21 protein-coding genes and 1 riboswitch are annotated in these 23544 nt (G+C 51.2%); of the genes, 12 read left to right on the top strand and 9 right to left on the bottom strand.

The genetic code is table 11. The features are described from left to right. Positions 1–13 precede the first annotated feature (13 nt). Both OH773_RS20205 and OH773_RS20200 read left to right on the top strand, forming a co-directional pair. Positions 14–1642, top strand: a complete 1629-nt coding sequence (locus OH773_RS20205) for a Na/Pi cotransporter family protein (protein ID WP_270141363.1) — start codon at positions 14–16, stop codon at positions 1640–1642. Positions 1643–1764: 122 nt separating this feature from the next. After that, positions 1765–2166, top strand: a complete 402-nt coding sequence (locus tag OH773_RS20200; protein WP_442865631.1) for a hypothetical protein — start codon at positions 1765–1767, stop codon at positions 2164–2166. Positions 2167–2219: 53 nt separating this feature from the next. Here the strand turns inward: OH773_RS20200 and OH773_RS20195 are convergent, their stop codons facing one another. Both OH773_RS20195 and OH773_RS20190 read right to left on the bottom strand, forming a co-directional pair. Continuing rightward, positions 2220–2510: an addiction module antidote protein gene (locus OH773_RS20195; RefSeq protein ID WP_270141361.1), complete on the bottom strand. Its 291-nt coding sequence runs from the start codon at positions 2508–2510 to the stop codon at positions 2220–2222. Further along, entirely contained in the window at positions 2485–2820 is a 336-nt protein-coding gene (locus tag OH773_RS20190; protein ID WP_270141359.1) for a type II toxin-antitoxin system RelE/ParE family toxin, read from the bottom strand. Before OH773_RS20190 ends, OH773_RS20195 begins: the two co-directional genes overlap by 26 nt. A gap of 213 nt (positions 2821–3033) precedes the next feature. Here OH773_RS20190 and rluF point away from each other — a divergent pair, with 213 nt between their 5' ends. Continuing rightward, the gene (rluF, locus tag OH773_RS20185; protein WP_270141357.1) at positions 3034–3906 is read left to right on the top strand and encodes a 23S rRNA pseudouridine(2604) synthase RluF; all 873 of its coding nucleotides are present in this window, start codon (positions 3034–3036) and stop codon (positions 3904–3906) included. Position 3907: 1 nt separating this feature from the next. On the opposite strand, the gene OH773_RS20180 is transcribed toward rluF, so the two are convergent. The 4 genes from OH773_RS20180 to OH773_RS20165 all read right to left on the bottom strand — a co-directional run bounded on the left by OH773_RS20180 (position 3908) and on the right by OH773_RS20165 (position 9007). After that, complete coding sequence (locus OH773_RS20180) at positions 3908–4180, bottom strand: DUF3811 domain-containing protein (RefSeq protein ID WP_064541291.1); 273 nt, start codon at positions 4178–4180, stop codon at positions 3908–3910. A gap of 196 nt (positions 4181–4376) precedes the next feature. After that, positions 4377–5324 (bottom strand): ketopantoate/pantoate/pantothenate transporter PanS, encoded by a 948-nt coding sequence (gene panS / locus OH773_RS20175; RefSeq protein ID WP_270141354.1) that lies wholly within the window; start codon positions 5322–5324, stop codon positions 4377–4379. Between the two features lie 92 nt (positions 5325–5416). After that, on the bottom strand, positions 5417–6772 hold the full coding sequence (gene lysC / locus OH773_RS20170) for a lysine-sensitive aspartokinase 3 (protein ID WP_183272377.1): 1356 nt from the start codon (positions 6770–6772) through the stop codon (positions 5417–5419). Between the two features lie 158 nt (positions 6773–6930). Beyond that, positions 6931–7150: riboswitch (Lysine riboswitch) on the bottom strand. A 51-nt stretch (positions 7151–7201) separates the two neighbouring features. Further along, positions 7202–9007 carry a cation:proton antiporter gene (locus OH773_RS20165; protein ID WP_270141351.1) on the bottom strand — a complete coding sequence of 602 codons (1806 nt, stop codon included), beginning with the start codon at positions 9005–9007 and terminating at the stop codon, positions 7202–7204. 210 nt (positions 9008–9217) lie between these two features. Between OH773_RS20165 and pgi the strand changes: the two genes are divergently transcribed. The 6 genes from pgi to psiE all read left to right on the top strand — a co-directional run bounded on the left by pgi (position 9218) and on the right by psiE (position 15620). Beyond that, positions 9218–10867: a glucose-6-phosphate isomerase gene (gene pgi, locus OH773_RS20160; protein ID WP_270141349.1), complete on the top strand. Its 1650-nt coding sequence runs from the start codon at positions 9218–9220 to the stop codon at positions 10865–10867. Positions 10868–11244: 377 nt separating this feature from the next. Beyond that, positions 11245–11490: an exopolysaccharide production protein YjbE gene (gene yjbE / locus OH773_RS20155; RefSeq protein WP_270141347.1), complete on the top strand. Its 246-nt coding sequence runs from the start codon at positions 11245–11247 to the stop codon at positions 11488–11490. Between the two features lie 63 nt (positions 11491–11553). Beyond that, positions 11554–12192: a YjbF family lipoprotein gene (locus tag OH773_RS20150; protein ID WP_270141345.1), complete on the top strand. Its 639-nt coding sequence runs from the start codon at positions 11554–11556 to the stop codon at positions 12190–12192. Next, positions 12189–12929: a capsule biosynthesis GfcC D2 domain-containing protein gene (locus OH773_RS20145; RefSeq protein ID WP_270141343.1), complete on the top strand. Its 741-nt coding sequence runs from the start codon at positions 12189–12191 to the stop codon at positions 12927–12929. Before OH773_RS20150 ends, OH773_RS20145 begins: the two co-directional genes overlap by 4 nt. Further along, on the top strand, positions 12929–15025 hold the full coding sequence (locus OH773_RS20140; RefSeq protein ID WP_270141341.1) for a YjbH domain-containing protein: 2097 nt from the start codon (positions 12929–12931) through the stop codon (positions 15023–15025). The genes OH773_RS20145 and OH773_RS20140 overlap by 1 nt, the downstream gene beginning before the upstream one ends. A gap of 187 nt (positions 15026–15212) precedes the next feature. Beyond that, entirely contained in the window at positions 15213–15620 is a 408-nt protein-coding gene (psiE, locus tag OH773_RS20135) for a phosphate-starvation-inducible protein PsiE (protein ID WP_183272384.1), read from the top strand. 106 nt (positions 15621–15726) lie between these two features. Here psiE and malG read toward each other — a convergent pair whose 3' ends face one another. From malG to malE, 3 genes are all read right to left on the bottom strand, one after another. Next, positions 15727–16617 carry a maltose ABC transporter permease MalG gene (gene malG, locus OH773_RS20130; protein ID WP_270141338.1) on the bottom strand — a complete coding sequence of 297 codons (891 nt, stop codon included), beginning with the start codon at positions 16615–16617 and terminating at the stop codon, positions 15727–15729. A gap of 12 nt (positions 16618–16629) precedes the next feature. Beyond that, positions 16630–18174, bottom strand: coding sequence for a maltose ABC transporter permease MalF (gene malF, locus OH773_RS20125; protein WP_270141336.1), 1545 nt, complete (start codon positions 18172–18174; stop codon positions 16630–16632). Between the two features lie 126 nt (positions 18175–18300). Beyond that, complete coding sequence (gene malE, locus OH773_RS20120) at positions 18301–19491, bottom strand: maltose/maltodextrin ABC transporter substrate-binding protein MalE (RefSeq protein WP_270141334.1); 1191 nt, start codon at positions 19489–19491, stop codon at positions 18301–18303. Between the two features lie 385 nt (positions 19492–19876). On the opposite strand from malE, the gene malK reads away from it, so the two are divergent. The 3 genes from malK (at position 19877) to malM (ending at position 23488) form a co-directional block, all read left to right on the top strand. Next, the gene (gene malK / locus OH773_RS20115; protein WP_183272388.1) at positions 19877–20986 is read left to right on the top strand and encodes a maltose/maltodextrin ABC transporter ATP-binding protein MalK; all 1110 of its coding nucleotides are present in this window, start codon (positions 19877–19879) and stop codon (positions 20984–20986) included. 44 nt (positions 20987–21030) lie between these two features. Beyond that, positions 21031–22347 carry a maltoporin gene (locus OH773_RS20110; protein ID WP_183272389.1) on the top strand — a complete coding sequence of 439 codons (1317 nt, stop codon included), beginning with the start codon at positions 21031–21033 and terminating at the stop codon, positions 22345–22347. Positions 22348–22492: 145 nt separating this feature from the next. Then, positions 22493–23488: a maltose operon protein MalM gene (gene malM, locus OH773_RS20105; RefSeq protein ID WP_270141331.1), complete on the top strand. Its 996-nt coding sequence runs from the start codon at positions 22493–22495 to the stop codon at positions 23486–23488. The last annotated feature ends 56 nt before the right edge of the window (positions 23489–23544 follow it).

The following is a 23544-nucleotide window of genomic DNA, read 5'->3' as shown; positions in this document are numbered from 1 at the left end:
ACCTGGAGAAAGTGTGCTAACTCTTCTGCATCTGCTCTCTGCGATTGCTCTACTGGTATGGGGCACGCACATTGTGCGTACCGGTATCATGCGCGTATACGGTGCAAATCTCCGTAACGTGCTCAGCCGCAGTGTTGAAAAAAAACCGTTTGCCTTCTGCGCCGGTATTGGCGTCACCGCATTGGTCCAAAGTAGTAATGCGACCACGATGCTGGTGGCTTCGTTTGTTGCGCAGGATTTGGTGGCGCTGACGCCTGCGTTGGTGATTGTGCTGGGAGCCGATGTCGGTACCGCATTGATGTCGCGAATTCTGACATTTGATCTCTCCTGGTTATCACCGTTACTCATCTTCCTTGGCGTGATTTTCTTTCTGGGGCGCAAACAAACAAGAGCGGGGCAACTGGGGCGTGTCAGCATTGGATTAGGGCTGATTTTGATGGCGCTGGAGCTGATTGTTGTTGCGACAGCACCCATCACGATGGCTCCAGCCATAAAGGATATTTTCACATCGCTGACTGGCGATATCATGCTGAACGCCATCATTGGTGCACTTTTTGCCATTATTAGCTATTCCAGTCTTGCCGCTGTATTGCTTACCGCAACTCTCACCGCATCCGGAGCCATTTCGCTTGATGTAGGGCTATGCCTTGTCATCGGTGCCAATCTTGGCTCTGGTCTTTTGGCCATGATTAATAACAGTGCATCTAATGCCGCCGCTCGTCGCGTTGCGCTGGGCAGCCTGTTATTTAAGCTGGTGGGGAGTTTAATTGTGCTGCCCTTTGTGCATATTCTCGCTGATAAAATGCACAAACTGCCGCTTCCTGCCTCTGAATTGGTTATCTATTTCCACGTCTTCTACAACCTGATTCGCTGCCTGGCGATGGTGCCATTTGCCGGCCCGATGGCGAATTTCTGCCGAAAAGTGATTAGTGAAGAGCCGGAAATCGATGCGCGTATGAAGCCCAAACATCTCGACCCTACTGCCATCGATACCCCGGCGCTTGGGTTGTCCAACGCAGCGCGTGAAACCTTGCGCATGGGGGACGTGCTCGAACAAATGCTCGAAACCTGGAGCAAGGTGATGCACGGCGAACCGCGCCAGGAGAAAGAGCTGCGTAAGCTCGCTGATGATGTTGATGTGCTGTACACCGCCATCAAACTGTATATGGCACAGATGCAAAAAGAGGAGCTGGCGGAAGTGGAGTCGCGTCGATGGGCGGAAATTATTGAGATGTCGCTAAACCTCGAGCAGGCGGCGGATATTCTCGAACGCATGGGGAGTGAAGTCGCAGATAAATCGTTGGCCGCTCGCCGGGCCTTCTCGCCTGATGGCCTGAAGGAACTGGATATTCTGCTTGAGCAACTCACCAGCAACCTGAAACTCAGCTTATCCGTGTTCTTCTCAGCGGATGTAAACAGCGCACGCCGTTTACGCCGTAATAAGCATCGTTTCCGTATTCTAAATCGTCGTTTCTCACATGCGCACGTTGATCGTCTGCATCAACAAAACGTGCAGAGTATCGAAACCAGCTCGCTGCACCTCGGTTTGCTCGGGGATATGAAGCGTCTGAACTCGTTATTCTGTGCCGTCGCGTACAGTGTGCTCGAGCAACCTGACGATGATGAACGTGACGAATATTAACCAACAAAGCACATTCTGAAATGAAGGTGCTTTGCTGTTTTTTGCCTATTTTTTCTTCTGGCTGTTAACCATGCCGTTTATACTCCTGTCGCTTAACTTCATAAAACCAAAGGGATTCGGCAGTGAATATAAAAAAATTATTGGCAGGGGTACTTTGTGTTGCTGCATTGGCAGGATGCTCGGCACTTGAACGGACAGAACCCGTGCGCACACCACGCACGATTATCACCCAACATGTGACCACTGAGCAGGTCAAAGATGCGATTATTAATGCCGGGCAAGGGCGTGACTGGATAATGTCCGTGGCAGGTCCAGGTGTGATTAATGCGACACAAAATATTCGTAAGCACAGCGTCACTGTTCGCATTAACTACAGCGAAAGGGATTACTCCATTAGTTATGTCAGCAGCGTTAATTTGCTGGCATCAGGGGGGGAAATACACCGTTCATACAACCATTGGGTGAATAATCTGGATAAAGATATCCAGAAAAAATTAGCGGTGATTGCTGCGACACCTAAGTAAGTCAACTCTGCGGGTAATGAATTTGTCTTCGTTGCCCGCATTTGCTCATTGATTCAGGAGTGAGGGGTTTTAGTTGTTAATTCAATCCCTAATGCTTTCATCACTGCCAGTGTACTTTTGAGCGTAGGGTTTCCCTCTTCACTAAACGAACGATACAGCTGTTCGCGCGACAGTCCTGTTTCAGTTGCAACGTCGGTCATGCCTTTCGCCCGTGCAACAACACCAAGTGCTTTGGCAATGTAGGCCGCATCACCGGTTTCCAGGGCATCGGCCATAAAGAAAGCGATTTCTTCATCATCGACCAGCGCTTTGGCGGGATCATAATCGGTAACGGTTACTTTCATTCTCTTCTTCCTCCTCATCAATCCAGTTTTTGGCCAAAAATTTTGCCAGAAGAATATCTCGCGATTGCGATCTTTTAACGCCGCCACATAAAAGTAAAATTATGTGATCCTTGTGCTGCTGGTAGTAAATACGGTATCCCGGGCCATAATGAATTCTCAACTCGCTAACACCTTCGCCAACAGGTTGCACATCTCCTGTAAGGCCGCCAGCAAGACGTAATAAACGAGTCGTCACGACAGTTTTTATTCGCTTATCTTTAAGACTGGCTTCCCATCGACGATAAGCATCCGTTTGTTTGAGTCCGTTCATAGTAGTTTATAAAATACACCTGTAGGAGAGAAACGAGAAGGGAAAATATTTGTTCAATGGGCGGCTTAACAAGAGGCACCACTTTAATCTGGAAAGCAGGCCGCAACCCATTTTCTCGCTCTGCGAGATCCCTCGAGATAAACAGACAAAGTGCGCGCTGCCTGTTCGCATCGCCCTTCAGGTAAGGTATATTCCAGGTTTTACGGAGGAACCATGCTGACCAACTCATCAATACGTCTGAACAAATACATTAGCGAGAGCGGTATCTGCTCCCGCCGTGACGCCGACCGTTACATCGAACAGGGAAATGTTTTTATCAACGGTAAACGCGCCGCGATTGGCGATCAGGTATTTGCCGGAGATGTGGTGAAGGTCAACGGTCAGTTAATCGAACCCCGTGATGAAGACGATCTGGTGCTTATCGCACTGAACAAGCCTGTGGGTATCGTGAGTACCACCGAAGATGGCGAAAAGGACAACATTGTCGATTTCGTTAACCACAGCAAACGCGTTTTCCCTATCGGGCGTTTAGATAAAGATTCCCAGGGGCTGATTTTCCTCACCAACCATGGCGATCTGGTGAATAAAATCCTGCGTGCCGGGAACGACCATGAAAAAGAGTACGTCGTCACGGTCAATAAACCGGTCACTGACGAGTTTATTCGTGGCATGGGTGCAGGCGTTCCGATGTTGGGAACGGTAACCAAAAAATGCAAAGTGAAGAAAGAAGCGCCGTTCGTGTTTCGTATCACTTTGGTACAAGGTCTTAACCGCCAGATTCGCCGTATGTGTGAACACTTTGGTTATGAAGTGACGAAGCTGGAACGTACCCGCATTATGAACGTCAGCATGAAAGGGCTGCCGCTGGGTGAATGGCGTGATTTAACTGACGATGAGTTGGTCGAATTGTTTAAGCTGATTGAGAATTCTTCTTCAGAGGCGAAGCCTGCGAAAAAACCAAAGGCTAAACCTGCCGTTGCAAAAAAACCGGTAAGTGCGGGGCCAAAGAGCAGCGCGAAAACCCCGGCAGAGCTTGCTTCACGCAAACGCTTTGCCCAGCCAGGGCGTAAAAAGAAAGGGCGCTAGATTAGCGCTTTCCGCGTGAATGGCTGTTGGCAGACCAGGAATAGGTTGCAGAAGTATCTGGTTTTGCTGCTTTTTGCTTTTTGATCTGGCGAACTTTTTTAGCCGCCTGTTCACGCGCTTCCATTAATTGGTCGATATAAGTTTTTTTAACGTGGTTGATTTCTGAGTTTGTCAGGGGACGACCATGGGCGATGCGTGCGCGGTCTAGCCGCGTTTTCAGTTCGCGCTGCTCGGCTTCGGTCATATCTTGTTGTGTCAGTCTTGATGTGGACATTGTTGCGGCCTCTTAAGAAGTGACCTCCAGTGTAAAGCAAACTGCTCGCCAGCTCAGTAAAAATCAGCTTCTGGTCGCAAAGTTCCCCTAAAATGTTGGTAAAAACGCTGAGTTGTATTGGCAGATTTGCCGATGTTTTGTTGAGTTAAAAGCAAAAAGCCCGGTTTCCCGAGCTTTTTGCTTAATCAGCGGTAAATCACGCGCGGCGTTTTTTCAAACGTTTGCCTTCGTTTTCATCAATCGGTTTTCCAGACCAGTAACCCGCCAGAACCGAGCCGGACAGGTTGTGCCACACCGAGAACAGTGCGCCAGGCAGCGCCGCTAACGGAGAGAAGTAGATCTTGCCGAGCGTGGCAGCAAGGCCCGAGTTCTGCATACCCACTTCAATTGCCAGTGTGCGACAAGTGGACTCATCAAAACCAAACAGCTTCCCGCCCCAATATCCGCTCAGTAGCCCAATACCGTTATGCAGAATAACCGCAATGATGACCATCAGCCCAACCGATGCGATATGCGAAGCCGAACCGGCCACCACAGCACTGATAATTGCCAGAATGCAGAGCATCGAAAATGCCGGCAAATAGGGCTCTACACGCTTTACAAGGCGCGGGAATAGGTGATGCACAATCAAACCGAGGCCAATTGGAATCACCACGATTTGCAGGATGCTCAGCAGCATACCCATCACATCCACTTTGATATCCGCATCGACATACAAACGCGTCAACAATGGCGTGGCAAAAACCCCAACCAGCGTGGAAACAGAAGAAATGGTCACCGAGAGTGCCACATCGCCTTTTGCCAGATAAATCATCACGTTTGACGCCGTACCGCTTGCCACGCTGCCTACCAGCACCATGCCAGCGGAAAGGTCAGGAGGCATATGGAACAGTTTTGCCAGCACCCAGGCTGCCAGCGGCATGATGAGATAATGCAGAAATGTCCCCGCCGCGACAGGTGCCGGGCGTGACAGCACCCGTTTAAAGTCATCTATCCGGAGATGCACGCCCATGCCAAACATAATCAGCATCAAAAGGGTGCTAACCCACGGGCCAATGGGGGTGAACGTGCCGGGAGTGTAATAGGCGAGTACAGACAGCAGTACCGCCCACAGCGGAAACAGCCGGGTGAATACAGCGAGCATATTGAGATCCTTGCAAGTGTTGTGTTGTTTTATGGTTATAAAAATGCCGGGATCGAGCCCGGCATTTGGTATTCATTGCATGAGATTAAAACTTATTCAAACAAATTATGATGAAGTTTTTGCACCACTTGTTCAACGTCATCGCCTGGCACCAGGAAGCACAGGTTATAGCTGGATGCGCCGTAGCAAATCATGCGAATGTTGAATGGCTCGAGTACACCAAATACCTCTTTGCCCACGCCACACGCTTTGGACAGGTTGTTACCGATGATCGCGACCAGGGCGAGGTTTTCTTCCACTTCCACACGGCACAGCGAGGAGAGCTCAGTCAGCAGTGAGGTAGTCAGCAGACTTTCATCCGTTGACGTAGAACCCGTGGTATCCAGTGTCAGCGCGATGCTGACTTCGGACGTAGTAATCAAGTCTACGGAAATATTGTGGTGCGCCAGAATATTGAACACTTCCGCGAGGAAACCGTGAGCATGCAGCATGCTCAAGCTGTTCAGTGTCACCAGAGTTTGTTTACGACGGACGGCCAGAGCACGGAATAATGGCGGATTGTCGGTTTGGTTGCAGACCAGCGTTCCGCCTGCCTTTGGATCTTTGCTTGAACCCACAAACACCGGAATATCACAACGAACCGCAGGCAGTAATGTCGCCGGGTGCAGGACTTTAGCACCGAATGTCGCCATTTCAGCGGCTTCTTCAAACGCGATTCTGTCGATACGTTTTGCCGCTGGCACCATGCGTGGGTCGGTGGTGTAAATGCCCGGGACATCAGTCCAGATATCAACACGGATGGCTTTCAGCGCTTCACCCAACAATGCCGCAGTATAGTCGCTGCCGCCACGGCCAAGCGTGGTGGTGCGGCCTTTGGCTTCGCTTCCGATAAAACCTTGAGTAATCACCAGGGATTGCGCCAGACGCGGTTGAAGCTGCTGGCTCGCCAGCTCTGCTAATGTCGCCACATCAGGCTCAGCACGGCCAAAACGGTCATTGGTGCGCATGATTTTACGGATATCGAACCATTGCGCATCGACTTTGCGTTCACGCAGGATCTCGACAAACAGCAGTGTCGACATTAATTCGCCGTGGCTGACCAATTCGTCTGTTAACGCAGCAGACGTCGCCAGAGATGCCGCTTCAGCAAGCGTGGTGATATTTTCAAGCAGGCGTTCAATTTCTTCGCGGATGATCTGCGGATTCGCCAAACGCTCGACGATGTCATATTGAATTTTGCGAATAGCATCGAGCTTAACGAAACGCTGCGTCGCTTCCAGGCCTTGCGCCAGCGCAACCAGTAAATTGGTGATACCCGCAGAAGCGGAAAGTACCACTACGCGAACGTTTTCATCGGCCAGCACAACATCAGCGCTGCGATTCATTGCGTCGTAATCAGCAACGCTGGTGCCGCCAAATTTGGCGATAACGGTTTGTGGGTAAGACATTACAACCTCGTGTCAGGGACCAATCCGTCATTCTTCAGGCCGCATGATTGTAGGATGCGCTCGAATAATTCCGGGGTAATAGCAGTAAATTTTCAGCCTTGGCACAAGGGGGGAGCGGGAAAGGGGCAGACGTAGAAAAGAAAACCTGAACTACGGATACACCCAGAAGCGCCCCACCTTGTCTACCCAGAGTGTGTGCTATCCGGGTATAAGCATCCAACTGCCGAATGCTTCGGTGACAACCCAAGGGATTCAGCCCTTGTAGTCGATAACATACGCTGCCATACGCACATTATCTCGGCGCCGCTCCCCCTCCTGTGTCGTCTGCGGATTGGCTCCTCAGACACGATACCTGGGCGACGCGCCTCTTCTGGCTTACTCACAAGTGAGCAAGTAGCCGTATAGAAATAAAAGGTAACGCGACAGATGTCAACGCCTGGAAGATGCAGAGTTTTCATTCTGCACCAGTGCAATCAGGGTGCAGGGTAAGGTCGGAGGAGTGCGTCCATTTATCGCGGTAGTTTTTCCTTCTTCCAGACGTGAAAATAGTGGCACTACGCCGCGATTTTTCTCCAAATAATCCAGCCAACCAAAATTTTCATTTAGTCGCGTCGCTTTGATGGTTGCCCCTTTCGCCAATTGACTACTCAAACTGCTCCAGGTGACATCTTCAGGAAAAAGTTTTTCATGACGGCGAAAACGAGCACTTTCGTTGCTGGTTCGACCTTTTAATGCGGAACCTGAGCGGATTGAAAAAACTTTTTCACTGCCGAAAATGTGGCTGAAATGATAAACCGCCAGTGCGTTTTGATGGCGATTGGGCGAAAGTGCCAGCACTTGTGCAATATTGCTTAAATCGAGGTAGTTTTCTGCATGTTCAGACCAGGCGTTACCGTAATAAGCCGGTAATCCCTCCATGCGCGCCAGACGATAATATTCCCAACTATTATCGGTGAGCAGCACCGGTACATTCTGTTTTACCAGCGCATGAGCCAGCGTACGCGCCACCGTGTTAGCGCCAATAATGAGTACGCCGCGGGGCTTGCGCTGTTGCACTCCCAGCCATCGGGCAAGCGGGCCACTGGTCAGGCTTTGCAGGACGACAGTACCCATGATGATGGCAAACACCACGCTCACCAGCTTATCCGCACCTTCGTAGCCATTTTTTTGCAATGTCAGGGCGAACAACGAACTGACCGCCGCAGCGACAATACCGCGTGGAGAAATCCAGCTCAGCAGCAATTTTTCCCGCCAGGTTAGCGTCGAACCAAAGGTTGAAATCGCAATGCATAACGGACGGGCGACGAACTGAATCACCAGCAGCAACGCGATCAGCGGCCAGCCCATCGCAATCACACCATAGATATCTAATCGTGCCGCCAGAATAATAAATAGCGCCGAGATAAGAATAGCGGACAGCTCCTCTTTGAAAGCGACGATATCGCTGACATCGACATCGCGCATATTCGCCAGCCAAATACCCAGGACCGTCACTGCCAACAACCCTGACTCATCGGCCAGCGAATTAGAAAGGCCGAACGTCAGTAAAACCACCGCCAGTACCGCAAAGTTTTGCAGATAGCCCGGAAACCAGACGCGCTTTAATGCTGTCCCAAGCAGCCAGCCAAACAGCCCGCCGCAGGCTAAGCCGACCACGACGGTTTGCGCGAAGGTGATCAGTAGGTGCAAATTCGAGCCCGCGTCATGGCGCAGGGTAATAAACTCGAATACCAACAGGGTGAAAATCGCGCCAACCGGGTCGATGACAATCCCTTCCCAGCGCAATACCTGATTAATCGCCGCATTGGGACGTACTACACGCATGAGCGGGGCGATAACAGTCGGGCCGGTGACAACCGTCACTGCGCCCACTAATGCCGCCAGTGCGGGATCTAAACCCAGAAGACCCCAACAGGCGAGACTGATGACGGCAAAGGTCGCCAACATGCCGATACTGACCAGGTTACGCACAACCCCACCCAGCCCACGAATCTCATCAATACGCAGAGTCAACGCGCCTTCGAACAAGATAATGGCAACCGATAAGGAAACAATCGGAAAGAGCAGTTCGCCAAACAGATGGTCGGGATTGAGCACATGAGTAAAGGGGCCAAGAATCAAACCGAACAACAACAGAGGAAGAATGGCCGGAAGCCGAATCGCCCACGCCAGCCATTGCGCCGCCAGCGAGCTAATAGTGATAATCACCAATAAAATGGGAACGGAGAGTTCCATAAATTTTTACCTTAGCGGGTTTACGAGGCCATACTGTTTTTCTCAGTGTAGACGGGCTCTCCATGGGCGGAAAACGGCCCGACGATTTATTCTCTGGCACATAATCTGAAACGGTATTCCCTGAGCAAGGGGAGAAAAATCATCACAAATCCCGTTTTGTGGATATACAATTGACCGCAGTCACAGTTCTCAAATCAAAAGGGTATCGCTATGAAGAATATCAACCCAACGCAGACCGCTGCATGGCAGGCTTTGCAAGCGCATTTTGACGAAATGAAAGATGTCACTATCGCTGAGCTTTTTGCGCAGGATGCCGACCGTTTTGCTAAGTTCTCCGCCACTTTCGATGATTTAATGCTGGTGGATTATTCAAAAAACCGCATCACGGAAGAAACCCTGTCTAAGCTGCAGGCGCTGGCGAAAGAGACGGATTTGCAGGGCGCAATCAAGTCCATGTTCTCAGGTGAGAAAATTAACCGTACTGAAGACCGTGCTGTTCTGCATGTTGCACTGCGTAACCGCAGCAACACGCCAATCATCGTTGATGGCAAAGATGTGATGCCGGAAGTGAACGCGGTGCTTGAGAAGATGAAAACCTTCTCTGAAAGCATTATCAGCGGTAACTGGAAAGGCTACACCGGCAAAGCGATCACTGATGTTGTGAACATCGGTATCGGCGGTTCAGACCTCGGCCCATTCATGGTGACTGAAGCGCTGCGTCCATACAAAAACCACCTCAACATGCACTTTGTGTCCAACGTTGATGGTACGCATATCGCTGAAGTGCTGAAGAATGTTGACCCAGAAACCACGCTGTTCCTGGTAGCGTCTAAAACCTTCACCACTCAAGAAACCATGACTAACGCCCACAGCGCGCGCGACTGGTTCCTGGCAACCGCAGGCGATGACAAGCACGTTGCGAAACACTTTGCTGCACTGTCTACCAACGCGAAAGCGGTCGGTGAGTTTGGTATCGATACTGCCAACATGTTTGAGTTCTGGGACTGGGTCGGTGGCCGTTACTCCCTGTGGTCAGCCATTGGCTTGTCCATCATTTTGTCTGTCGGTTACGAAAACTTCGTGGAATTGCTGAGCGGTGCTCACGCAATGGACCAGCATTTCGCGAATACACCAGCAGAACAGAACCTGCCAGTGCTGCTGGCGCTGATCGGTATCTGGTATAACAATTTCTTCGGTGCTGAAACCGAAGCGATTCTGCCATACGACCAGTATATGCACCGTTTTGCCGCTTACTTCCAGCAGGGCAACATGGAATCCAACGGTAAGTATGTTGACCGTAACGGCAACGCTGTGGATTACCAGACTGGCCCAATCATCTGGGGGGAGCCAGGCACCAACGGTCAGCACGCGTTCTACCAGCTGATTCACCAGGGCACCAAAATGGTTCCTTGCGATTTCATCGCGCCAGCAACCAGCCACAACCCGCTTTCCGACCATCATCCTAAATTGCTGTCTAACTTCTTTGCGCAGACCGAAGCACTGGCGTTTGGTAAAGCACGCGACGTGGTTGAGCAGGAATATGCGGATCAGGGCAAAGACCCTAAAACACTGGAACACGTTGTACCGTTCAAAGTGTTCGAAGGTAACCGTCCAACGAACTCCATCCTGCTGCGTGAAATCACTCCATTCAGCCTTGGTGCACTGATTGCGCTGTATGAGCACAAGATCTTCACCCAGGGTGCAATTCTGAACATCTTCACCTTCGATCAGTGGGGCGTGGAATTAGGTAAGCAACTGGCTAACCGTATTCTGCCGGAGCTGGGCGATGATAAAGCGATTAATAGCCACGATAGCTCCACCAACGGTCTGATTAACCGTTACAAGTCCTGGCGCGCATAGTTAGATATTTGAGTTAAATATAAGCCGACGTAATGTCGGTTTATTTATTTTATTCTTTATAAGATAAATCCCCTTGCCGCATAATATCCTCCACCTTTCCCGCTGAGGTTAATCCTAAAAACGCTAATACCCTGATAATTCAGGTGTGTTATTTTCGGATTAATTAGATTAAATAATTTCTTGGTTATATTTTAAGTTGTTGTTTATTAATTGATAACTTTAAAATCATCATTCGATTTATTGTTATATTTCCAACTATCTTAAAGCGCCTCGCATATTTCCAGTTGCGGCCTAAGCCTATTATTTGTTGTGTATACTCGAAAACGCCTGAAATTCTTTTGGGCACATCTCCATTCATTCAATGAAGGGAAATTGTTATGAAGAAAGTCCTTTATGGCGCTTTAGCCATATTCACGCTGGCAGCGTCAGGTGTTTCGTTTGCAGATCCGGTATCAGTGGGTGAAGCGGCCGGGGCACAAGCGACTTCTGTGTCCGCAGGCAGTTCTACTGCGACCAGCGCCAGCACTGTCGGGTCGGCAGTGGGTGTAGCACTTGCTGCAACCGGTGGTGGTGACGGTTCCAACACGGGAACGACAACCACGACGACGACCAGCACCCGTTAATTTCACGGGTGATTTAATCCTAACCACACCTCGGTGTGGTTATTTCTACTCCAGGGAAACTTCGTGCAGCGACTCGCAATCCTTCTTGTCTGCTTATTACTTCAGGCGTGTTCTGACTCCACCAAAGGCCTTGGCATGTCGCTTTGGCACAGCATTGTGGGTGATGACGGTGTTCAGCTTACCCATGACGAGATTCAGAATATGCGCTACGCCAGCCAGTACATGCGCATTAATAACGGCCCACAGATATTTGTGGTGTTGGCCTATGACGAAAATGGCCAGCAAAAGTGGGTCACCCAGGACCGGGCGATGATCGTCACGGAAAATGGCCGCATCGTAAAAACCACAGGTCTTGGCGACAACCTCCAGCAAGTGACAAACCTGGCAAGCGACCCGCTGGCAAAAGTGAACCAGATTGTGGATGGCACCCGCTGGACACGGCAAATGGCCTGGACCGAACACCAGCAGGTGCGCATGGCGACCGCGCATTCAACGTTCACCTGGGAGGGAAGCGACACGCTGAAAGTCGCTGCCAGCAGCACTCCTGTTCGTGTCCTCGACGAAGAAGTGACGGCCTTGGGTAAAACCTGGCATAACCGTTTCTGGATAGACAGCGAAGGGCAGGTGCGCCAGTCAACACAATATCTTGGCCCGGATTATTGGCCTGTCACTACGATTTTGTTGAAGGCGGCAAAACAATGAAAACAAAAGCTTCACTTTGGTGGGCCGCACTTTGCTTATCCGGCCTGGCCAGTAGTGCTGCCACTTACGCCGCAGGTACGGTCACGGTTTATCCTGGCAATCAGCAACTCACCCACGTCGAACGCCTGGCAGATTTAGTCTCCCAACCGTCACTTGCTCACACATGGTGGCCAGGTGCTGTCATCAGCGAGCGGCAAGCAACGGCGATAGCAGAACAACAACATCAAAAACTACTGACTTCACTGAGCGAATTGTCAGCACAGGAAGACGCTGATGATGCCGCCGTAATCAACGGGTTGCGCCAGCAGATGCAGGCTATTCACGTCACCGGGCGGCAGTTTGTTGACCTCGATCCCGACTGGGTGCGCGTCCATCCTCGCGCCAACGTTCCCTTGCAAGGCGAATACAGCCTGTGGGCTGGGCCGCAGCCTTCCACAGTAACGGTGATGGGATTGGTGAGCACACCGGGCGTAAGGCCGTTCGTTGCGGGACGCAGTGCGGAGGAATATCTGGAGGGGGTCGACAAACTCAGTGGCGCCGATCGCAGCTACGCATGGGTGATTTATCCGGACGGGAAAACACAAAAAGCGCCGGTGGCTTACTGGAACAACCGCCATGTCGAACTCACACCGGGAAGCATCCTGTTTGTGGGTTTTAAAGACCGACTTTTTAATTCTGATTTCAACGCTATGAATCAGCAAATCCTTCACTCTCTGACGCATCGGAGACCGGATTGATGAAGAAAAAAACGCTCTACAGCCTGCTTGCTCTGGCTGTTTCATCTGCCTGCCAGGCAGAAACCTTCCCTGCACCTGTCGGCCCGTCTCAATCGGATTTCGGCGGTGTCGGTTTGCTGCAAACCCCCACGGCACGCATGGCACGCGAAGGGGAATTTAGCCTCAACTATCGCGATAACGATCAGTACCGCTTTTATTCAGCTTCGGTGCAGCTTTTCCCCTGGCTGGAGACGACGCTGCGCTACACCGACGTGCGCACGAAACAGTACAGCAGTGTCGATGCCTTTTCGGGCGACCAGACCTACAAAGATAAAGCCTTCGACATGAAAATCCGTCTTTGGGAAGAGGGGTATTACTTGCCGCAAGTCGCGGTGGGCGTTCGCGACTTAGGCGGTACAGGGCTGTTCGACAGTGAATATGTGGTGGCGAGCAAAGCCTGGGGACCATTCGATTTCACCCTTGGGCTGGGCTGGGGTTATATGGGCACGAGCGGTAACGTAAAGAACCCGTTTTGCGAAGTGAGCAACAGCTTTTGCTATCGCGACAACAGTTACAACCAGGCGGGTTCATTTGATTTCAGCGGCATGTTTCATGGTCCCGCGTCATTGTTCGGCGGTATCGAATACCAAACGCCGTGGCAACCGCTGCGCCTCAAGCTGGAATATGAGGGCAATAATTACGTACAAGATTTTGCCGGAAAACTGGAGCAACGTAGCAACGTTAATGTCGGCGCTATCTATCGTGTCGCCGACTGGGCAGACGTTAATCTCAGTTATGAACGCGGCAATACCTTCATGTTTGGCGTAACGTTGCGGACTAACTTCAACGATTTACGCCCAGGTTATAACGATAGCCGTCGCCCGCAATATCAGCCGAATCCACAAGACGAAATTTTGCAGCCAACGGTGGTCGCCAACCAACTGACGCAACTCAAATACAATGCGGGCTTCGCCAATCCGAATATTCAGGTGAAAGGCGAGACCTTGTATGTGACGGGGGAGCAGGTGAAATACCGCGATTCCCGCGAAGGAATTGAACGCGCCAACCGCATCATCATGAACGACCTGCCGGAGAATATCCGCACCATTCGTATTACTGAAACGCGTTTGAATATGCCGCAGGTGACGACCGAAACGGATGTGTCGAGCCTACGTCATCATCTGGAAGGCGAGCCACTTGGGCATGAAACACCACAGGTGGAGAAACGTGTTGAGCCCGTGGTGCCTGAGAAAACGGAGCAAGGGTATTTCATCGATAAATCCAGAGTGAATTTCTCGATTAACCCGGTGCTGAATCAGTCGATTGGTGGGCCGGAAAGCTTCTATATGTACCAGGTCGGCGTGATGGGAACCGCCGACTGGTGGGTCACGGATCATTTGCTGACGACCGGTAGCCTGTTTGCCAACATCGCCAATAACTACGACAAATTTAACTACACCAATCCACCGAATGACTCGACGTTACCGCGCGTGCGAACCCACGTCCGCGACTACGTCGAGAACGACATTTACATCAATAACCTGCAAGCCAACTACTTCCAGTATCTGGGTAACAGCTGGTATGGGCAGGTATATGGTGGTTATCTCGAAACCATGTATGGCGGGGTGGGGGCGGAAGTTCTGTATCGCCCGGTCGACAGTCATTGGGCGATTGGTGCCAACGCCAACTACGTCAAACAGCGTGACTGGACCAGCTCGTTAGATATGATGAAGTTCACCGATTACAGCGCACCAACCGGCCATATCACGGGCTACTGGACGCCGCCGTTTGCCGACGATGTTCTGGTGAAGCTGAGCATTGGCCAGTATCTGGCTAAAGATAAAGGCGGTACGCTGGAAATATCCAAACGTTTCGACAGCGGTGTGGTCGTCGGGACTTACGCCACTATTACTAACGTTTCTAAAGAGGAATACGGGGAAGGGGACTTTACCAAAGGTTTCTACGTGAATGTCCCGCTGGATATCTTCTCGTCGTCACCAACCCGTAGCCGTGCGCAGATTGGCTGGACGCCGTTAACGCGTGACGGTGGGCAGATGTTGGGACGTAAGTTTGAGTTGTATGGGATGACGAGCGATCGGGATATTAATTTCCGCTAGTGATGTGTTTGCCCTCACCCTAGCCCTCTCCCCCAGGAGAGGGGATCGACGGTTTTAGCCTTGTTTTTCCCCCTCTCCCTCAGGGAGAGGGCCGGGGAGAGGGTGCATATATAAGTAAATAATCTAGATCCAGATCACACTTTCAACGTATAACAGCCCTCGGAAACATAATCCATCAGGTGCTGCTATGACGACTACCACCCGCGTTGAGTTGATCGCCACCGTTCTGCAAACGGTACTTAATCTGGCCCTGCTCACCCTCGGCCTGATCCTCATTATCTTCCTCGGTAAAGAAACCCTGCACTTAGCCAACGTGCTATTCACGCCCAGCGAACAGGCCAGCAAATACCTGCTGATCGAAGGGCTGGTGGTTTACTTCCTGTATTTCGAATTTATCGCGTTGATCGTTAAATACTTTCAGTCTGGTTATCACTTCCCGCTGCGTTACTTTGTCTATATCGGCATCACCGCGATAGTGCGACTCATCATCATCGACCATAAAGAGCCGCTGGATGTGCTGATTTACTCTGGAGCCATTCTGTTGCTGGTGATTACGCTGTGGTTATGTAACAGCAGCCGCTTGAAGCGGGAGTAGGGGAGTAAAAAAATGGCGGCCCTAAGGCCGCCGGAAATGATAATAAGGTCAAATTGAGGGTTTGCAGTGGCATTACATAATGTGAAGCAATAACTTACAGGTAATCTTAGCCTTTCACCCCACCGGCCGTCAGGCCGCTCACCAGCCAGCGTTGCGCCAGTAAGAACACCACGGTAATTGGGATGGCAGAAAGTACCGCTGCCGCAGCAAAGTCGCCCCACAAATAGTTTTGTGGGTTGAGGTACTGCTGCATACCTACCGCCAGGGTGTAGCTGTTGACATCACGCAGCAACAACGAGGCGACAGGCACTTCGGTAATCGCGGCAATAAACGACAGGATAAATACCACCGCCAGAATCGGAACAGACAGTGGCAGCAGTACCAGGCGGAAGGCTTGCCATGGGGTTGCTCCATCTATTGCCGCCGCTTCTTCCAGCGAGTTATCAATCGTTTCGAAGTAACCTTTAATCGTCCATACGTGCAGCGCGATGCCGCCAAGATAGGCGAAGATCACCCCACCATGCGTATTCAGACCGATAAACGGAATGTACTGACCGAGGCGGTCAAACAAGGCGTATAACGCGACCAGTGACAGCACTGCCGGGAACATCTGAAAAATCAGCATCCCTTTGAGTATCGTCGCCTTACCTGAGAAACGCATACGGGCAAAGGCGTAAGCACACGTTGTCGAGAGCGTCACAATCCCCAGTGCGGTAATGGCCGCAATTTTGACGGAGTTCCACAGCCATAACAGCACCGGGAACGGAGGTGGCGTTACGCTACCATCGGCATGTTGCACGCTAAAGCCCAGCGCCAGCCTCCAGTGTTCCCAGGAGATTTGATCCGGGATAAGGCTGCCCGTCGCGAAGTTACCCGGACGTAGTGAAATCGCAATGACCATCAGCAGTGGGAACATAATTGCCGCGATAAACAGCAGCAGTAACAGGTGCGTCGTGAGTAGTCGCAGTTTTTGAGATTTTGGTTGAACCATGGCCATGAGTGTCGCTCCTTAATCAAACTTCATGCGGGTGGCTTTCAGGTTAACAATCGCCAGCGCGCCAACCAGAATGAAGATAAGCGTCGCGATAGCCGCAGCTAAACCAAAGTCCTGACCACCGCCGCCTTCAAAGGCGATTCGGTAGGTGTAGCTCACCAGCAAGTCCGTGTATCCAGCAGGTGTCGTGGTGCCGAGGCGGTCTGGCCTACCGTTGGTTAACAGTTGAATCAGTACGAAGTTGTTAAAGTTAAAGGCAAAGCTTGCGATCATCAGCGGCGTCAAAGGTTTAATCAGCAGCGGCAGCGTAATCTTAAAGAAGTTCTGGAACGGACCTGCGCCATCCATCGCCGAGGCTTCGTATAAGTCGTCTGGAATCGCTTTCAACAAGCCCATGCACAAGATCATCATGTATGGATAACCGAGCCAGGTATTCACGATAATTATCATTGAACGCGCGGTCGTTGGGTCGTTAAACCACTCGGGTTTGATACCAAATAGTGATCCCAACAGCATGTTGATTTCACCGAAGCTTTGGTTGAACAACCCTTTGAAAATCAAGATGGAAATAAACGACGGCACCGCGTAGGGCAGAATCAGCAGCACGCGATAAATCGCTTTGCCTTTCAAGGATTCCCACTGCACGACGCACGCCAGAATCATGCCGACCGCCACGGTCAGAATCACCGTCAGGATTGAGAAGATGATCGTCCAGACGAAAATCTCCATAAACGGTTTCTGGATGCCTTCATCGTGGAAGACACGTAGGAAGTTTTTCCAGCCAATGGTCACAGTGTAGCCCGGGCTTAATTGCTCATTGCCCCAATTGCCATCGGCATTAACTGACTGATAAAAACCAATGTTGTTATTCGGACGGTACTTCACGCCGCTTTGGTTGTTCGTCAGCTCGCCATCATCGGCCTGCGTATACAGTGGGCGCGTGCCGGAGAACTGGCGCAGAGAACTCATGGTCAGAGTGGTTTCATCAGGCATTTGAGCGGTAATTTGCGTCAGCGCTGTACGGTTTTGCGTAATCACACGCAGGTTGGCTTTTTCGCCTTCAGGCAGCGCTTCCGCTTCTTTCAGTTTCAGATGTTGTTCGCCGCCAAATTTAAAGGCGTCGGAGATGAAATTCTTGCCGGTTTCGCCATCGGTGAGGGCCAGCTGCCACTCATCGCCCGCTGGATAAAGGCCGAAATTAAAGGTTTTTCCCGCCTGATACTGGCGGTCCATCAGCACCTGCTGGGCACGTTCTTGCGTCAGTTGGTTGGTGCTGCTGTAGTTGGTGAAGGCAATCGCAATGGTACACACCAATGGGAACAGCACGAACAGCCCCATTCCGGCCATACCAGGATAAACATAGCGCCAGGCATACGCCTTGCGGTTAGCGAAAATATAGAGGCCAAGTGAGCTTAAAATCAGCGTCATAATGGCGAACAGGTACTCCCCCTGGGCGTACATTATTACAATAAGATAACCAACCAGCAGGCCCAGCAGGCCGATGACTGACCATTTCAGTACATCGCTTTGCCACCAGTGGCTCTTTTTAACAACATCCATGGGGTCTTCCTCTACATCTCATTGGTGATTCACTGAAACCACCCTCACCCCAACCCTCTCCCTGAGGGAGAGGGAGCTGTTTTTCCCCTTCTCCTGGGGGAGAAGGCCGGGATGAGGGCGTTGTTATTACTTAGTAATACGTCCCTGAGCGTCTTTCAGCGCTTCATCAACAGTCTGACGGCCGCTAACTGCGTTAATCACCGCGGTGCGAGTGGCATACCAGAAAGCAGCCATTTGCGGGATGTTTGGCATGATTTCGCCTTTCTGGGCGTTATCCATGGTTGCAGCGATGCGTGGGTCTTTCGCCAGTTGATCCTGGTAAGATTTCAGAGCAACAGCGCCTAATGGCTTGTCTTTGTTGACTTCAGCCAGACCCTGGTCGGTCATCAGGTAGTTTTCCAGGAACTCTTTCGCCAGCTCTTTGTTCGGGCTGGCGGCATTGATACCGGCACTCAGAACACCGACGAACGGCTTGGAAGCCTTGCCTTTAAAGGTTGGCAGCAGCGCCACGCCGTAATTGACTTTGCTCTTCTCAATGTTGGACCATGCCCACGGGCCGTTAATGGTCATCGCGGTTTCGCCTTTGTTAAAGGCTGCTTCTGCGATGGAATAGTCGGTATCCGCATTCATGTGTTTGTTTTTAATCAGGTCAACCAGGAAGGTCAGGCCTTCTTTCGCGCCTTTGCTGTCCACGCCCACATCTTTAACGTCATATTTGCCGTTTTCGAGTTTGAACGCATAGCCACCGTCGGCAGCAATCAGCGGCCAGGTGAAGTACGGTTCTTGCAGGTTGAACATCAACGCGCTCTTACCTTTCGCTTTCAACTGCTTATCCAGCGCAGGGATTTCTTCCCAGGTTTTTGGCGGATTAGGTACCAGGTCTTTGTTGTAAATCAGAGAGAGCGCTTCAACCGCGACGGGGTAAGCGATAATTTTGCCGTTGTAACGTACCGCGTCCCAGGTAAACGGATACAGTTTGTCCTGGAATGCTTTGTCTGGAGTGATTTCGGCCAGCAGGCCAGATTGCGCGTAACCCCCGAAACGGTCGTGCGCCCAGAAGATAATATCCGGGCCATCACCAGTGGCTGCGACTTGTGGGAATTTCTCTTCCAGTTTGTCCGGGTGTTCGATGGTGACTTTAATGCCCGTGTCTTTCTCAAACTTTTTACCCACTTCGGCCAGGCCGTTATAGCCTTTATCACCGTTAATCCAGATAACCAGTTTGCCTTCTTCTATTTTTGCCAGTGCAGAGGCGGAAAACATCATCGTTGTCAGGGCAGACAGAGCGAGGATGCGGGCGCCAGTTTTAATTTTCATGTGTCCCATCCTTTGAATGGTTGTTTGCGCGTGGATACATCAAGGTCAAGGTAGTGGCGTTACGGTTGCCAGTTTGCTCAGATGGCAAGTGCTTCTCATCCTCCTTAGCCCTACGCCCCACCCCGATTATCTGTGATCCCCATTCCATAACTGCCAGTTATGTGTCCTGGCGCACACAAAACCCCCCGGAAATTTGAAACCACGATCACGAAAATCTCTGCTGCACACTGCAACCGGTTGCAGAAACACGCATCTCATCCTCCCGCCTCCTCCCCCATAAAAAACATCAGGGTGGAGGAGTTACCAAATGTATAGATCCGTCATAGTCCGACACATATTGAATCACCTGCCAATTAGCAGCGTGACGGAATGAAGGGAGAAGTACATGGCAAGCGTACAGCTACGGAACGTAACAAAAGCCTGGGGTGATGTGGTGGTATCGAAAGATATCAATCTGGACATCCAGGAAGGTGAGTTCGTGGTTTTTGTTGGTCCGTCTGGCTGCGGAAAATCCACACTGTTGCGTATGATCGCGGGGCTGGAAACTATCACTAGCGGTGATTTATTCATTGGTGAAGCGCGTATGAATGACATTCCACCCGCTGAACGTGGTGTTGGTATGGTGTTCCAGTCTTACGCTTTGTATCCCCATCTCTCCGTTGCAGAAAATATGTCCTTCGGCCTGAAGTTGGCCGGCGCTAAGAAAAGCGAAATCAATCAGCGAGTCACTCAGGTATCGGAAACGCTGCAATTGGCGCATTTGTTAGAACGTCGCCCGAAAGCGCTTTCTGGTGGGCAACGTCAGCGTGTCGCGATTGGCCGTACGCTGGTGGCTGAACCACGTGTATTCCTGCTTGATGAACCTCTTTCAAACCTTGATGCGGCGCTGCGTGTACAGATGCGCATTGAGATCTCCCGACTGCACAAGCGCCTTGGGCGCACCATGATTTACGTGACTCACGATCAGGTCGAAGCGATGACGCTTGCCGACAAAATTGTGGTGCTGGACGCAGGCCGTGTCGCGCAAGTCGGTAAACCACTCGAGTTGTACCACTATCCGGCAGATCGTTTTGTTGCGGGCTTTATTGGCTCACCAAAAATGAACTTCCTGCCAGTGAAAGTGACCGCAACCGCAATCGATCAAGTGCAGGTTGAATTACCTAACCGTCAGCAAGTTTGGCTGCCGGTTGAAAGCAAAGAAGTTCAGGTCGGCGCCAATATGTCTCTTGGTATTCGCCCGGAACATCTTCTACCCAGCGAGATCGCAGACGTCACTCTGGAAGGTGAAGTCCAGGTGGTTGAGCAACTCGGCCATGAAACTCAGATTCATATCCAAATCCCCGCCATCCGTCAGAACCTGGTGTACCGCCAGAATGACGTGGTGTTGGTAAAAGAGGGTGCCACATTCGCTATTGGCTTGCCGCCAGAGCGTTGCCATCTGTTCCGTGAGGATGGCACTGCATGTCGTCGGCTGCATCAAGAGCCAGGTGTTTAAGCATTCCCATAAAAAAGAAAAGCAATGATTCAGGAGATAGATCGATGATTACTCTGCGCAAACTTCCACTGGCAGTCGCCGTAGCAGCAGGCGTTATGTCTGTTCAGGCTCTGGCTGTGGATTTCCACGGTTATGCCCGTTCTGGTATCGGCTGGACTGGTAGCGGCGGACCTCAAGAATGTTTCCAGGCAACAGGTGCTCAATCTAAATACCGTCTTGGTAACGAATGTGAAACCTATGCGGAAATTAAATTAGGACAAGAAGTCTGGAAAGAAGGCGATAAGAGCTTCTATTTCGACTCCAACATTGCCTATAACTCTCCACAGTTAAACGACTGGGAAGATGGCAATACTCCAGCAATCCGTGAATTTAACGTGCAGGGTAAAAACCTCATCGACTCGCTGCCAGGTGCCAACATGTGGGCTGGTAAGCGCTTCTACCAACGTCATGACGTTCACATGATCGACTTCTACTACTGGGATATTTCTGGTCCTGGTGCAGGTCTGGAAAACATCGATGTCGGCGTAGGTAAACTCTCCTTTGCTGCCACTCGTTCTGCTGAATCGGGTGGTTCTTCCGGCGCTGCTGAGTTCGATCCAGTGACGGGTGAGCGTACTTATAACAACAAAGTACCAAACGACGTGTTTGACGTGCGTTGGGCGGGTATTGAAACCAACCCAGGCGGTACCCTGGAGCTGGGTGTAGATTACGGCCACACCAACATTCCTGATGACTATTATCTGCAACCTGGCGCGTCTAAAGACGGCTGGATGGGGACTCTTGAGCACACCCAAAGCATGATGAAAGGCTTCAACAAATTCGTTGTCCAGTACGCAACTGACTCTATGACCTCCAATGGTAAAGGTCAGGCGCAGGGCGGTAGCATCAACAACGACGGCAGCATGATTCGTGTCCTCGACCACGGTGCAATTACTCTGGCCGACCGTTGGGACCTGATGTATGTCGCTATGTACCAGAATCTGGATATGGATGATAACCAGGGAACTGAGTGGTACACCGTCGGTGTGCGTCCAATGTTCAAATGGACGCCAATCATGAGCACCTTGCTGGAACTTGGCTACGACAACGTGAAATCCCAGGAAACGGGCGATCACAACGGTCAGTACAAAATTACGCTGGCACAACAATGGCAAGCAGGCGACAGCATCTGGTCTCGTCCAGCACTGCGTCTCTTTGCAACCTACGCACGTTGGGATGAGCAATGGGGTTACGCGAAAAATGCTAGCGGTGATACCACTCGCTTTGCCATCGCAGACAATACCGGTAACGGTACATTCTCTACCAGCCGTGGCGATAACGACGAATTCACCTTCGGTGCCCAGATGGAAATCTGGTGGTAATTCAGCTTTAACCTGATGTTATGAAACGATGAGGGGTTCGTCACTGAGCCCCTCGTTATTACCCTTGTATGCCAATGCCTGTTTCGATGGAAAGCGCTATTGCCTGGCTAACTTTCCACCGACTTCCCAGCCGAGGTTTATAACAATGAAAATGAAAAAAAGTCTCATCGCACTCTGCCTATCCGCAGGGTTGCTCGCCAGCCTGCCCGGCGTAAGCCTGGCGGATGTGAACATCGTGCCTCAGGATCTCTCTGCCGCACCTGCAATTCCGGCCTCTGCACTGCAACAACTGCAATGGACTCCGGTTGATCAAACGAACACCCAAAAAACGAATCTCGCTACCACCGGGCAGACGCTGAATGCCGGTGATATTGTGGGGCCAGTAGCTGCCTACAGCGTACCGGCAAGCATCGGTGAGTTGACCATTACGCTCACCAGCCTGGTGAATAAAGAGTCAGTATTTGCGCCAAACGTGTTGGTACTTGATCAGAATTTGACGCCTGCTGCTTACTTCCCATCCAGTTTCTTTCCCTATGAAGAGCCGGGCGTAATGTCTTCCAACCGTCTGGAAGGCGTACTGAAATTAACCCCAGCATTGGGGCAACAAAAACTGTATTTGTTGGTCTTCACCACCAATAAAGATCTCCAACAAATCACCACCATGGTTGACCCGGCGAAAGCCTATGCCCGAGGTAATGGTAACGCAGTTCCGGATATCCCAGACCCGATTGCACGCCATGTCAAAGAGGGGGAACTGTCGCTTAAAGTCAGAACCTCCTCCGGTTCCAGCATTTTGGTTGGTCCACTGTTTGGTTCAAAAGGCCCAGGCCCGGTCACTGTCGGGAATACGGCTGCGCCAGCCGCGACTTACGCAGCGCCTGTAGCAGCCGTTGCAGCGACATCCGCAGCACCTGCGCCAACGTATTCAGCTCCTGCTCCTGCACCTGTTGCCGCCCCTGCGCCAGCGGTGAAAAAAGAGCCAATGCTTAACGATACAGAAAGCTACTTCAACCAGGCTATCAAGCAAGCAGTCGACAAAGGCGATGTAGATAAAGCCTTGAAACTGTTGGATGAAGCAGAGCGTCTTGGATCAACTTCTGCCCGTAAAACTTTTATCAGCAGTGTAAAAGGCAAGGGGTAACCGTCTCCCCGCAATGCTGATGTTTGGAGTATTGGTGCGTCCTTGTGGCGCACCTT

This window comes from Buttiauxella sp. WJP83 (assembly GCF_027594725.1).
GTDB lineage: Bacteria > Pseudomonadota > Gammaproteobacteria > Enterobacterales > Enterobacteriaceae > Buttiauxella > Buttiauxella selenatireducens.
The sequence above is the reverse complement of the archived record's forward strand: the minus strand, read 5'-3'. Positions and strand labels throughout refer to the sequence as shown.